General features: G+C 58.6%; 14 protein-coding genes. 8 read left to right on the top strand and 6 right to left on the bottom strand.

Annotated features, from left to right (window positions below; translation table 11 throughout):
- Positions 1-160: 160 nt before the first annotated feature.
- Positions 161-1,297: an ABC transporter ATP-binding protein gene (locus tag BN1117_RS11275; RefSeq protein ID WP_040097439.1), complete on the top strand. Its 1,137-nt coding sequence runs from the start codon at positions 161-163 to the stop codon at positions 1,295-1,297.
- Between the two features lie 111 nt (positions 1,298-1,408).
- Here the strand turns inward: BN1117_RS11275 and ppk2 are convergent, their stop codons facing one another.
- The gene (ppk2, locus tag BN1117_RS11280) at positions 1,409-2,224 is read right to left on the bottom strand and encodes a polyphosphate kinase 2 (RefSeq protein WP_040097440.1); all 816 of its coding nucleotides are present in this window, start codon (positions 2,222-2,224) and stop codon (positions 1,409-1,411) included.
- A 128-nt stretch (positions 2,225-2,352) separates the two neighbouring features.
- Here ppk2 and BN1117_RS11285 point away from each other — a divergent pair, with 128 nt between their 5' ends.
- Positions 2,353-3,153 carry an alpha/beta fold hydrolase gene (locus BN1117_RS11285; RefSeq protein ID WP_040097442.1) on the top strand — a complete coding sequence of 267 codons (801 nt, stop codon included), beginning with the start codon at positions 2,353-2,355 and terminating at the stop codon, positions 3,151-3,153.
- Between the two features lie 91 nt (positions 3,154-3,244).
- Here the strand turns inward: BN1117_RS11285 and BN1117_RS11290 are convergent, their stop codons facing one another.
- Together BN1117_RS11290 and BN1117_RS11295 are read right to left on the bottom strand one after the other, a co-directional pair.
- Positions 3,245-4,315, bottom strand: a complete 1,071-nt coding sequence (locus BN1117_RS11290; RefSeq protein ID WP_040097445.1) for an AI-2E family transporter — start codon at positions 4,313-4,315, stop codon at positions 3,245-3,247.
- Positions 4,316-4,340: 25 nt separating this feature from the next.
- Positions 4,341-4,574 carry a sulfurtransferase TusA family protein gene (locus BN1117_RS11295; RefSeq protein WP_040097447.1) on the bottom strand — a complete coding sequence of 78 codons (234 nt, stop codon included), beginning with the start codon at positions 4,572-4,574 and terminating at the stop codon, positions 4,341-4,343.
- 121 nt (positions 4,575-4,695) lie between these two features.
- Between BN1117_RS11295 and bepA the strand changes: the two genes are divergently transcribed.
- Positions 4,696-6,150 carry a beta-barrel assembly-enhancing protease gene (bepA, locus tag BN1117_RS11300; protein ID WP_425283265.1) on the top strand — a complete coding sequence of 485 codons (1,455 nt, stop codon included), beginning with the start codon at positions 4,696-4,698 and terminating at the stop codon, positions 6,148-6,150.
- Between the two features lie 55 nt (positions 6,151-6,205).
- Here the strand turns inward: bepA and BN1117_RS11305 are convergent, their stop codons facing one another.
- Positions 6,206-6,733 (bottom strand): TlpA family protein disulfide reductase, encoded by a 528-nt coding sequence (locus BN1117_RS11305; RefSeq protein WP_052441500.1) that lies wholly within the window; start codon positions 6,731-6,733, stop codon positions 6,206-6,208.
- 60 nt (positions 6,734-6,793) lie between these two features.
- Here BN1117_RS11305 and arsC point away from each other — a divergent pair, with 60 nt between their 5' ends.
- Positions 6,794-7,144, top strand: a complete 351-nt coding sequence (gene arsC / locus BN1117_RS11310; RefSeq protein WP_040097449.1) for an arsenate reductase (glutaredoxin) — start codon at positions 6,794-6,796, stop codon at positions 7,142-7,144.
- Positions 7,141-7,524 (top strand): DUF2069 domain-containing protein, encoded by a 384-nt coding sequence (locus tag BN1117_RS11315; protein ID WP_040097453.1) that lies wholly within the window; start codon positions 7,141-7,143, stop codon positions 7,522-7,524. Before arsC ends, BN1117_RS11315 begins: the two co-directional genes overlap by 4 nt.
- Before the next feature lie 54 nt (positions 7,525-7,578).
- Here BN1117_RS11315 and BN1117_RS11320 read toward each other — a convergent pair whose 3' ends face one another.
- Together BN1117_RS11320 and BN1117_RS11325 are read right to left on the bottom strand one after the other, a co-directional pair.
- A complete protein-coding gene (locus BN1117_RS11320) occupies positions 7,579-8,187 on the bottom strand; it encodes an acyl carrier protein phosphodiesterase (protein ID WP_040097455.1) in 609 nt (202 codons plus the stop codon).
- A gap of 20 nt (positions 8,188-8,207) precedes the next feature.
- Positions 8,208-9,110 carry a LysO family transporter gene (locus BN1117_RS11325; protein WP_040097658.1) on the bottom strand — a complete coding sequence of 301 codons (903 nt, stop codon included), beginning with the start codon at positions 9,108-9,110 and terminating at the stop codon, positions 8,208-8,210.
- Positions 9,111-9,643: 533 nt separating this feature from the next.
- On the opposite strand from BN1117_RS11325, the gene BN1117_RS11330 reads away from it, so the two are divergent.
- The 3 genes from BN1117_RS11330 (at position 9,644) to BN1117_RS11340 (ending at position 12,232) form a co-directional block, all read left to right on the top strand.
- The gene (locus tag BN1117_RS11330) at positions 9,644-10,414 is read left to right on the top strand and encodes an ABC transporter ATP-binding protein (RefSeq protein WP_040097457.1); all 771 of its coding nucleotides are present in this window, start codon (positions 9,644-9,646) and stop codon (positions 10,412-10,414) included.
- A 49-nt stretch (positions 10,415-10,463) separates the two neighbouring features.
- Complete coding sequence (locus tag BN1117_RS11335; RefSeq protein ID WP_040097459.1) at positions 10,464-11,237, top strand: ABC transporter substrate-binding protein; 774 nt, start codon at positions 10,464-10,466, stop codon at positions 11,235-11,237.
- A 254-nt stretch (positions 11,238-11,491) separates the two neighbouring features.
- Complete coding sequence (locus tag BN1117_RS11340; protein WP_040097460.1) at positions 11,492-12,232, top strand: ABC transporter permease; 741 nt, start codon at positions 11,492-11,494, stop codon at positions 12,230-12,232.

Genomic DNA, 12,232 nt, shown 5'->3' on the forward strand with positions numbered 1-12,232 from the left:
TGGCGCCACGCGGCCTGCACCGAGGTGTTCCTGCTGGTCTATCTCAGGGCGGGTTAGTCGGTGGCCTCACCACTGGCGGTGTGAAAGGTTAAGTTTATGGCCGGGGGAGTTAACTCCCCCCGCTATCACGATTTGCAAAGATTCAAGAGCGGAGCTCGTCATGGCTGAAGTAGTACTCAACAACGTTCGCAAAAATTACGATCCGGCTGTTCACAAGGACACCCTGCGCAATATCAACCTCTCCATCAAGGAGGGGGAGTTCATCGTCTTCGTCGGCCCGTCCGGCTGCGGTAAATCCACCCTGCTGCGGATGATCGCGGGTCTGGAAGACATCACCAGTGGTGAGCTGACCATCGGTGGTCGTTACATGAATGACGTGCCGCCGGTAGAGCGCAACGTCGGCATGGTGTTCCAGTCCTACGCCCTGTATCCGCACATGAACATCTACGAGAACATGGCCTTTGGCCTCAAGCTCAAGAAGATGGACAAGGAGAACATCCACAAGCGGGTGATGCGCGCCGCCGAGATCCTGGGTCTCGAGCCGCTGCTGGACAGAAAACCCAAGGCCCTCTCCGGTGGTCAGCGTCAGCGTGTCGCCATCGGTCGCTCCATCGTGCAGCAGCCGCAGGTGTTCCTGTTTGACGAGCCGCTCTCCAACCTGGATGCCGCCCTGCGGGTCAAGATGCGGATCGAGATCGCCAAGCTGCACAAGGAGCTCAACTCCACCATCATCTACGTGACCCACGATCAGGTGGAAGCGATGACCCTGGCCGACAAGATTGTGGTGCTGAGCCCGCTCAAGGGCGAGGCGGCCACCAACCTGGAGCAGTTCGGTTCTCCGCTGGATCTCTACCACAATCCGGACAACAAATTCGTGGCGGGCTTTATCGGCTCTCCCAAGATGAACTTCCTGGCGGGCGAGTTGCTGGAGATTGGCGAGCAGGAGTGCCTGGTCAAGCTGACTTCTGGCGATACCGTGCGTGCCCGGGTCGATGCCCGCAGTGGCGCTGTGGGTGACAAGGTGGAGCTGGGTATTCGCCCCGAGCATCTGATGCCACTGGATCACCCCCATGCACACAGCAAGGTGAGCGGAACAGTGCAGGTGGCCGAGCACCTGGGTGCCGAGTCCTTCGTTTATATGGATGTGGATGGTCACGACTTTACCGTCAAGGCCACCTCGGATGTGGATGTGGCGACCGGTCAGACTTACAGCGTGGGTATCCCGGCCGAAGCCTGCTACCTGTTTGATGCCAAGGAGCAGGCGTTCCCCCGTACCGCCAAATATATCCGTACCTGATTTTTGTTGTGCCGGTTTTCCTTTCTTAATAATCAATGCCTTTTTGCCGGTCGTCAGACCGGCTTTTTATTGCCTGCGATGTGAACATGCAGATAGGCAGGGTAACCCGGTTCAAGCCTCGAGTTCGGCGGTAATATCGGGCACAAAGGTCTGGTTGGTCAGGGGCGGGCGCTCATACCCTTCGGTCTTGATGGGGGGGAGCTTGATGGGCTCGTAGTGGATCGCCTCGTAGGGCACCTTGCCAAGCAGATGTGCGATGCAGTTGAGGCGGGCACGGCGCTTGTCGTCCGCCTCCACCACGAACCAGGGACAATCCTCGGTGTCGGTGTAGGTGAACATGTCATCCTTGGCACGGGAGTACTCCACCCAGCGTGAGCGGGACTGCAAATCCATCGGGCTGAACTTCCAACGCTTGATAGGCGTATTTATCCGCTCTTTGAAGCGCTTCTCCTGCTCCTCGTCACTGACCGAGAACCAGTATTTGATCACCGTGATGCCGGAGCGGATCAGCATCCGCTCAAACTCGGGGCAGGCGCGCAGAAACTCGCGATACTCGGCATCGCTGCAAAATCCCATTACCCGCTCGACCCCGGCCCGGTTGTACCAGGAGCGGTCAAACAACACCATCTCACCAGCGGCGGGCAGGTGAGCCACATAACGCTGAAAGTACCACTGAGAGCGCTCACGATCGGAGGGGGCGGGCAGCGCCGTGACCCGGCAGACCCGGGGGTTTAGCGGCTCGGTGATCGCCTTGATGACTCCCCCCTTGCCGGCGGCGTCCCGTCCCTCGAACAGTACCACCACCTTGAGCCCCTCCTGCTTGACCCACTCCTGCAGCTTGACCAGCTCCTCCTGCAGATGGGCAAGGTGGTGCTCGTAGCACTGCTTGTCCAGACGCGGCCGCTTCTTGCTTTTCTCCTTCGCCATGGGCTTCTCCTTTTGGCATCCTTTCATGGGTGACTTCCCTGAGTCACTTTCAGCTTGCACCAGGGAGGCGTCACCTGCCAAGGGGGACGTGATACACTGCCCGCCCATCGCTGGCAACAGGAGATAACATGAAGCATTTTATGGAGATAGCAGGCCGCCGGATGGCCTATCTGGACGAAGGGCAAGGGCCGGTGCTGCTGTTTGGTCACAGCTATCTGTGGGACAGCGCCATGTGGGCGCCGCAAATCGAGGCGCTCAAGGGCAGCTATCGCTGCATCGTCCCCGAGCTGTGGGGCCACGGTGATTCCGACCTGCTCCCCGATGGTGGCTGCACCCTGGCGACTCTGGCGCGGGATCAGCTGGCGCTGCTCGATGCCCTCGGGGTTGACGAGTTCGTGTTGGTGGGCCTCTCCATCGGCGGTATGTGGGGGGTGGAGCTGGCGCGCATGGTGCCAAACCGCCTCAAGGGACTGGTGCTGATGGACAGCTTTGTTGGCCTTGAGCCCCAGATCACCTGTGAGCGCTACCTTGGCATGTTGACGATGATCGAACAGCAGGGCTCCGTGCCGGCGCCCATCGTTGCACAGGTTGCGCCACTCTTTTTTGCGAATCAGCCTGATGAGGCGCTGATGAGTGGCTTCAAGGCGCGTCTGGCCGCTTGGCCAAACGAGAAGATTGCCGCCATGGTGGCGGTGGGCCGCAGCTTTGTGACCCGCGAAGATCGTATCGAGTGGCTGGAGGAGATCACCACTCCCGCACTGGTGATGACCGGCTGCGAAGACAAGGCCCGTCCGGTGCTGGAGGGCTATCTGATGGCCGAGGTGCTCGGTTGCCCGTTCAAGGAGATCCCGGCAGCCGGGCATATCTCGACGCTGGAGAATCCCACTTTCGTCAATGCGCAGTTGAGCGCGTTTCTGGCCGCCCTGTAACCCAGTGTGGTGCCATATTGGCGCGATGTGACCCACCCAAAACGGGAGCCAATGGCTCCCGTTTTGATAGTGCTTGCATCATGGCGCGGTATCAGCTTGCGCTGTTGGCCGCCTCTTCCCGCTGGGGCCAGGCGTTGAGCACCGCCTTGACCAGGGTGGCGAGGGGGATGGCGAAAAAGACCCCCCAGAATCCCCACAAGCCGCCAAACACCAGCACGGCGATGATAATGGCCACGGGGTGCAAGTTCACCGCTTCCGAGAAGAGCAGGGGAACCAGCAGGTTGCCATCGAGTGCTTGAATGACCAGATATGCCACCATCAGCCAGGCGAACTCGCTGGAAAATCCCCATTGAAACAGGGCCACCATGGCGACAGGAACAGTGACGGCCGCAGCCCCTATATAGGGAATAAGTACCGAGAAGCCGACCGCCACCGCCAGCAGCGCAGAGTAGCGCAGTCCCATCAGGGCGAAGGCAATATAGGTTGCGATACCCACGATCAGGATCTCGATCACCTTGCCCCGCACATAATTGATGATCTGGCCGTTCATCTCGGTCCATACCCGGTTGACCAGTGCCCGGTTACGCGGCATGAAGCGAGCCAGCCCGTTTAGCAGCTCCTGCTTGTCCTTGAGCATAAAGAAGACCATCAGGGGGACCAGAATGAGGTAGATCAGGATGGCCACCACGTTGACCAGCGAGCTGAGTGAGGCGCTAACCAGGTGTTCGCCCCCCCTGAGGATACGCTGACGTATATTGTCGATGACGGTCTCCACCAGACTGACATCAATCAGCTCAGGGTAGCGGTCGGGCAGGGTGCGGACATAGTCTTGGGCATGGGTCAGCATGGCCGGTGCTTCTTTGGCCAGGTTGATCCCCTGATTGACCAGGGTCGGGATAAGACCCAGCAAGGAGGCAACCGCCACTGCGATAAAAAGGATCAGGATGACGCTGGTCGCCATGGAGCGCGATAGCCCAGCACGTTGCAGGCGGGCGACCGGCCATTCCAGCAGATAGGCCATGACGATGGCCACCAGAATAGGAGCAAGTAAATTGCCAAACAGCCAGAGCACGGCGAAGCCGAACGTCAGTAACAGGAACAGGGTAACGGCATCGGGATCGGAAAAACGAGTCTGATACCAACGCTTCAATACTTCTAACATGAGTGCATCCTTACATCACTGGGGCTCAAGATGGCTGTTTCGCCCCGACAACCAACTGTAAAGAGAGGGTATTGTCCGGTTCTTGGCGCAGCGCGACATGATGGCCCTGACGGTGAAGATAGGCCGGAATATCCTGCCTTGAGCCCGCATCAGCCAGCCGTATGGTGACGGTTTGGCCATTTTTGGCCTCCCTTAACCAGAGCTTGAGCCGGATCAGCGGCTCGGGACAACGCCAGGGGGTCAGGTCGAGCACTTCCATAGGGACTCCATCAGGCAGGTAGTCGCTATTATGGCCGTGATGAGAGCATGAAACAACGCTTGTAGCCCTTGATAGGCAAAGGTATTCTGCCGAAGCCCTTTATGATGGAGATAGAGATAACGTGGCCCGCTTTTCCCCCCTGATGGCATCGCTCCCCCTGCTGGCTTCCCTGATGGGCGCCACGTTTCATGCGAATGCCAACAATCAGCTTCCCGACATCGGCACTGCAGGTGTCTCGGCGCTGCCCATCGAGCAGGAGGTGCGTTACGGCAACGCCTTTATGCGCTTTGCCCGTGCGGGCCTGCCGATCATTGATGATCCTGTGCTGAGCCAGTACATCGACGATCTGGGCCAGCGCCTGCTGACCAACGCAGATGGGGTGCGTTTCCCGTTTACCTTCTTCCTCATCAATGATCCCTCCATCAACGCGGCAGCCTTCCTTGGCGGGCGGGTCAAGGTACACACCGGCCTGTTTCTCTACGCCGACAGCGAGAGCGAGCTGGCCTCGGTATTGGCCCACGAAATCACCCACGTGACCCAGCGTCATATCGCCCGTTATATGGAGGCGCAGGCGAGCAGCTCGGCAGTGACCCTGGCCGGTCTGGTGGGATCTATCGCGCTGGCGGTGATCAACCCGACCGCGGGTATCGCTGCGTTGCAGACCACGCTCGGCCTCTCCATGCAATCGGCCATCAACTACACCCGCGACAACGAATATGAAGCGGATCGCATCGGCATGAAGACCCTCTATGATGCCGGTTTCGACCCTATGGGGATGGCCAACTTCTTCCAGAAACTGGCTGCCGAGTATCGTTATGCCAGCAAACCGCCGGAGATGCTGCTCACTCACCCGCTGCCGGAGACCCGGATCAGCGAGGCCCGTGCCAGAGCGGGCAGTTATGGCCATCGCACTCTGCCACCCAGCCTCGACTTCTGGCTGGCCAAGGTGCGTATTCAGGTTCGTTTTGGCACCGACACGCCACAGGGATTGCTGAGTTACTTCGATACCCGGATCCAGAAAGGGGATTATCCACTCAAGGATGCCGCCATCTATGGCAAAGCGCTGGCGCTGTTGCAGCTCAAGCGTACCGATGAAGCCGATGCCCTGATGCAGGCGCTGGCGACCCGCCACCCGGAAGATCTGTTCGTGCTCGATGCCATGACCGATATCGATTTGGCCAAGGGGCGCAGTGCCCAGGCTATCGCGCGTCTGGAGAAGTTTCGCAGCAGAATGCCGGATAACGAAGTGGTGGTGGTCAACCTCGGTAACGCCTACCTCGAGAGCGGCAACTACAAGAAGTCCATCGCCATCCTCGACCCCTATGCCCGGGCTAATGAGGAGAACAATCTGGCCTGGAACCTGCTGGCTGATGCCTATCGCAAGGCGGGCCGGATGACTGACCTGCATATGGCGCGGGCCGAGATGCTCGCGCTGCGCGGGGATTATCAGGCGGCCATTGACGAGCTGATCGTGGCGCGCGGCACCACCAGCGACCGGATGACCCTGGCCAGGTTGGAGGCGCGTATCACCGAGCTGGAGCGAGCCAAGAAGGATCTCGACAGCCTCAAGGGCTAACGAAACCTGGCATTGGCCTATCAAACAAGGGTGCACCACGGTGCGCCCTTGTTGTTTATAGCGATGATGTTGATGTGGGTTGCATTGATAGTGCGACGTGTGAGTGACTCAGGCTGCTGGCGGTCGCCTTGAGCATCTCGATCTGCTGCCGGTCGAGCTCGCCGACCAGCGTTTGCTTGAGTTTGCCCTCGCTATCGAGCAGATAGCTGGTGGGCAGACCACTTGGGTGAGGGAAGGGGAGTTTGGCATCATCATTGGCAATAAGGAGGGGCACCTTGATGTGGTACCGCGCAGCCAGCTTGTCCAGCTCTGCCGGGGTGGTCGGGTCGTAGTTGATGGCGACCACGGCTATCTTTCCCTCTGCCGCCAGCGTGTTGAGGTGCGGCATCTCCCGCAGGCAGGGGGCGCACCAGGGGGCGAAGTAGTTGACCAAGAGCGGCTTGCCGGCAAAGTGGCGCAGGCTGATCGACTGCCCTGTGGCATCGGTAAATTCGTGGGCGGGCGTACAGGCGCCCAGCAGGCCAGCCACAATCAGCCAACAAATTCGTTTCAATTCCTTTCCACTGCCGCTTACCCTGACCATCACTTTCCCCTACAATAGCGCCGTTTCTAGTCCCATCTTGCGATTAATCAGGGAGTTACCATGAGCGAGACCCAAATTTACCACAATCCGCGCTGCTCCAAGAGTCGCGAAACCCTGGCCCTGCTGGAACAGCACGGGATCGCCCCTGATGTGGTGCTCTATCTGGAGCAGGCCCCGAGCGAAGATGAGATCCGCAACCTGCTCTCTCTGCTCGGCTTTAACGATCCCCGCCAGCTGATGCGCACCAAGGAAGATCTCTACAAGGAGCTGGGATTGGCCGATGTTAGCGGTGATGCCCTCATCCGTGCCATGCACCAGCATCCCAAGCTGATTGAGCGCCCCATCGTCATCAAAAATGGTCAGGCCCGCATCGGCCGCCCGCCCGAGCTGGTACTGGAGATCCTCAAGTGAGCACCCGCTTTGCACGTTCGCTGACACTGGTGGGCTTTTTTGGTCTGCTGGGCTGGGTCATCCTCTGGCATCTGTGGTTGTCACCTCATCCGGACCTCAATCCCTGGCTGCTGCCGGTGATTTGGACGGTGCCGCTGCTGTTTCCGCTCAAGGGGATAGTGCAGGGCAACCCCTACACCCACGCCTGGGGCAACTTCGTGTTGATGCCCTATTTCCTCCATGCCCTCACCCTGATCACCACGGATGAGGGGGAGCGGTGGCTGGCGGTGGTGGAGCTGGTCTTCACCACTCTCGCCTTTATCGGCACCATCTATTACGCCCGACTGCGTGGTCGGGAGCTGGGCCTTAGCATTCGCAAGAAGAAAGAGAAAGCCAATTGATGGCAAACGCCCCGCAAGGGGCGTTTTTTATGGCGAAGGGGTGGCACGTCAGGATCACCGGGCCCCTTGCGCTGCCCGATATTGGGCCAGTTGCTGCTGGCTAAAGGCCATCAGCGCGGGATAGAAGCGCAGAAATCCCGCCTCGCATGTTTGCCACTGCGACTCATCGAGGGTCAGCAGCGCCTCTCCCAGTTGTACCGGGCGGCGCAGTCGGCGGCCGATGCCATTTAGCGCTTGCCCCAGCCCCTCCTTGTGGCGATAGGAGGCGATCCAGTTCTGCTCAGCCATCCGCTTGAGGGGGAGTGGTAGTCCGTCCGGCAGGCGTGGGTGATCCGCCAATAGTTGGCGGTAGCTCTGCGATAAAAAGTCGGGCAGGGGCTTGGTGCTGAACCGACCCCAATGCTGGCTCAGCCAGTGGTCGTAGATCATATCCACCACAATGCCGCCAAAGCGGCGCCAGGGGGCCTCGAAACAGGCAACGGCCGCCTTGTGCTCGGGGTGGCTGTCGGTGAAGGCATCGATCTTGCGGTGCAGCCAGATCCCCTCATCGAAGTGGGCGGCAAGCCCCGTGGGCAGCGGCCCCTTGATAAAATCCCCCAGCAGATTGCCGGTGAGGGAGCTTTGGGTGTGGGCTGCCAGATGCAGGTGTGCCAGAAAATTCATAGGGGCTCAATGGATCGCACTTAGATCGCCAGGAAGCCCAAAATCAGGATGGGGCCGAGCAGGCTCAGGATAAAGCCGGAGACAATGGCCACCGGCACCACCTGGATGCCCCCTGATTTCTGGATAACCGGCAGGGTGAAGTCCAGCGCCGTGGCGCCGCCGTAACCGATGGCCGCCGAGGGGTGGCGACGCATCAGCACCGGGATCATCAGAATGGCGATCAGCTCCCGGCCAAGATCGTTGATAAAAGCAGCCGAGCCGAGCACCGGCCCCAATTTGTCGGCCACCAGAATGCCGGAGAGCGAATACCAGCCGAAGCTGGAGCTCATCGCCAGACCATGGGCAAAGGGCATGCCCAGCAATTGGGCCGCCAGCAGGCTGCCCAGCCAGCTGCTGAGGATGACGGTGGCGGCGATCTTCATCCCCCAGGGGTTGAGCAGGATCTGGCGCAGTCGCATGCCGGAGTTGCGCATCTGCACCCCGATGAGAAACAGCAGCAGCATCAGGGCCCATTCGCTCCACTTGTCGATGGGCAGGGCGCGCAGATCCACCAGCAACCCGAGCAGCACGCCGCCGAGCACCACAAAGCAGAGCTGCAGGGACTCCCACAGCAGGTGTAGCTTGCCCGGCATCTTGGCATCGCTCGCCTCGTGGGTCGGCGGTGTGCGCTTGTCGAGCCACCAGAGAGCCAGCAGGTTACAGACAGTGATCGCGGTCAGCATCACCCCGGCCACCTTGAAGATCACCGCCAGATTGCTGCCCAGGTTCTCCACATAGGCGAGGCCAAGCCCCATCAAAAACAGGATGAGGTAGACCATTTTGCCCAGGCTCTGGTTGACTAGCTTGATCAACCGGGCAGAGGAGAGGGGGACCAGATAGCCGATTGCCAGTGGCAACAGGATCAGCAACACATTGAGCAGCATCGAGGCCTCGATCACAAAAACTGATAAAAACACCACCTTATCATTACTTATTGGCTCTGTGTCACATATCTCTCGCTTTTGTGGCCGAAAACAGTGCCATTGAGAGCGGATTGTTACTTTTTTGCCACAAGGCACCAGTGTGCGAAGGGGCTGTGCGAGTCAGAAGGAACCAATGAAATCAAGTTGTTCGGTATGGCGGGGGCTGATTTTACTCTGCATAAGGGTGCATAAAGTCATTTTACTGCCAGTTTGGCATTTATCATGGTTTCCTCTTGCTACTGATGATGATTGGGGTATAAAAAGGCGGTGTCGATACGGCTGTTGAGACGGCTGTTTATGCAAACAAAGTGCTGTAAAATACGAAAGTGGCGGATAAAAATAGAGCAGCCAGCCTGAAGGCCCTCGTTCTGTATTGTTTTTTCACTATCCGGGTGATATTTTCGCTGAAGGTTGCCATTGGTTAACTATTTGTTAAATAAGCAATGGTTCAGTCACGCCCCTGCGGCGTCTAGGGACAGACAAGGTTGTAATGGATGAGCGACGTTGCCGCACTGGAAGTACGTGATCTGCACAAATATTTTGGCACCCACGAAGTGCTCAAGGGCATCGACATGACCGCCCACAAAGGGGATGTGATCTCCCTTATCGGCTCCTCCGGCTCGGGGAAGTCGACCTTTCTTCGCTGTATCAATCTGCTGGAAACCCCCTCATCCGGTACGGTATCGCTCCATGGCGAGCTGATCCGGATGAAAACCAGCCGGACCGGTGAGCGGCAGCCACAAGATATGCGTCAGGTGGAGCGGATCCGCAGCCGACTGGCGATGGTGTTTCAAAGTTTCAATCTCTGGTCCCACATGACCATCATGCAGAACATCATTGAAGTACCGATCCAGGTGCTTAAGGTGCCTCGCGCCGAGGCCATCGCCAAGGCCGAGCATCTGCTCAACCGGGTGGGATTGTGGGAGCGGCGCGACTATTATCCCGGCCACCTTTCCGGTGGTCAGCAGCAGCGGGCCGCTATTGCCCGGGCGCTGGCGGTGGATCCTGAAGTGATGTTGTTTGACGAGCCTACCTCGGCCCTCGATCCCGAGCTGGTGGGGGAGGTGCTCGGCCTGATGCGCGAGCTGGCCGAAGAGGGGCGCACCATGCTGGTGGTGACCCACGAGATGTCGTTTGCCCGGGATGTATCGAACAAGGTGATGTTTCTGCATCAGGGGCGAGTGGAGGAGGAGGGCAACCCCAAGGAGATCTTCGCCCATCCCAAATCCGAGCGGTTCAAGCAATTTATCTCCTCCATCTATTGATGGCGGAATGCCTGGTTACCCAATCAACTGTTTTATCAAGGAGAGATATATGAACAAGCTGATGCTGGCGACTGCCGTAGTGACTGTCCTCGGGTCCGGTAGCCTGATGGCCAAGGAGTGGAAGGAGGTACGAATTGGGGTTGAAGGCGCCTACCCCCCTTTCTCCTGGACCGAGCCCAGTGGCGAGGTGAAGGGTTTTGACATCGACATGGCCAATGCCTTGTGTGAAGAGATGAAAGTGAAGTGCACCCTGGTCAAGCAAGATTGGGACGGCATCATTCCGGCGCTCTTGTCACGCAAGTTTGACGCCATCATCGCCACCATGGACATCACCGAAGAGCGCAAGAAGAAGGTGGACTTCAGCCAGAAGTACCAGCACATTCCGGCCCGCTTTGCTGCCAAGAAAGGGACTGATGTCCAGCTCGACAAAGCATTTATGAAAGGAAAAACCGTGGCGGTACAGCGTGCCACCTCCATGGATACCTACATCACCGATAACTTCCCCAACGCCACCATCAAGCGTTACGGCACCGCCGATGAAGCCTATCTCGATCTGAAATCCGGTCGTGTGGACTATGTGCTGGCCGACTCTGCCGCCATCACCGACGGTCTGTTGAAGAAAGAGGGGGGGGATGCCTTTGAATTCGTCGGCCCGAAACTGACCGATCCCAAGTGGTTTGGCGAGGGCGCCGGTATCGCGGTGCGCAAGGCTGACAAAGCTCTGAAAGAGAAATTCAACGCCGCTATTCTGGCGCTGCGTGCCAACGGCAAGTACAAGGAAATCAACGACAAGTACTTCGAGTTCGACGTATACGGCGAATAAAACCAGAGGACGTGTACGGCGAGTAAAGGCAGTTCCCTCTCCCTTTGGGAGAGGGTAGGGCGAGGGGATGTGTGAGGTTTTGCTCAACGACAAGTAATAGGCAGATCGACTCACCTCGCCACTGGTCATGGGGCCCGTTTCTCCTTTTAGAGTGATGGGCCCTATTAATTGCAAGAGCGCTGCATCTGGCTGTCTGCAATGGTTGTGGGTTCTAACGGCATCAACCCACTCGATAAGTTGCAATGGAGCTGCATATGTTTGATTTGAAAGGATACGAAGCCTCGCTGCTAGAGGGAGCCTGGGTCACCCTGGAAGTGGCACTGGCGTCTCTGTTGCTGGCGCTGTTATTGGGCATGCTGGGGGCGCTGGCCAAACTCTCTCCCTACAAGTGGGCCCGGGCCATCGCCACCGGCTACACCACCATCATTCGCGGCATCCCCGATTTGGTGCTGATGATGCTGCTCTTCTTTGGCGGCCAGGTGCTGATCAACGGCATCTGCACCTGGGTCAATGAGGCTTATAACAACCACCTGCTGGCGAGCAATCCCAATCAGGAGTGGATCTCCCTGCTGCCGGACTATATCGACATCAGCCCCTTTGTGGCTGGGGTCGCGACCATCGGCTTTATCTTCGGCGCCTACATGACCGAGACCTTTCGTGGCGCCATTTTGGCAGTAGACAAAGGCGAGCTGGAGGCCGCCCGCGCCTTTGGCATGCGGGCAACCCAGGTGTTTCGTCGCATCTTGTTTCCCCAGATGATGCGCCACGCCCTGCCGGGGGTTGGCAACAACTGGCTGGTGCTGCTGAAAACCACCGCGCTGGTCTCCATCATCGGGCTGGATGACATGGTGCGCAAAGCCTCGCTGGCGGCGGGCTCGACTCAGCAACCCTTCACCTTCTACATGGCGGTGGCGTTGATCTTCCTGATCTTCACCGCAGTCTCCACCTCGGCGCTCAAGTGGGCCGAGCGCCACTATGCGATAAAGACGAGGTAA

Source organism: Aeromonas australiensis, from assembly GCF_000819725.1.
Taxonomy (GTDB): Bacteria; Pseudomonadota; Gammaproteobacteria; order Enterobacterales; family Aeromonadaceae; genus Aeromonas; species Aeromonas australiensis.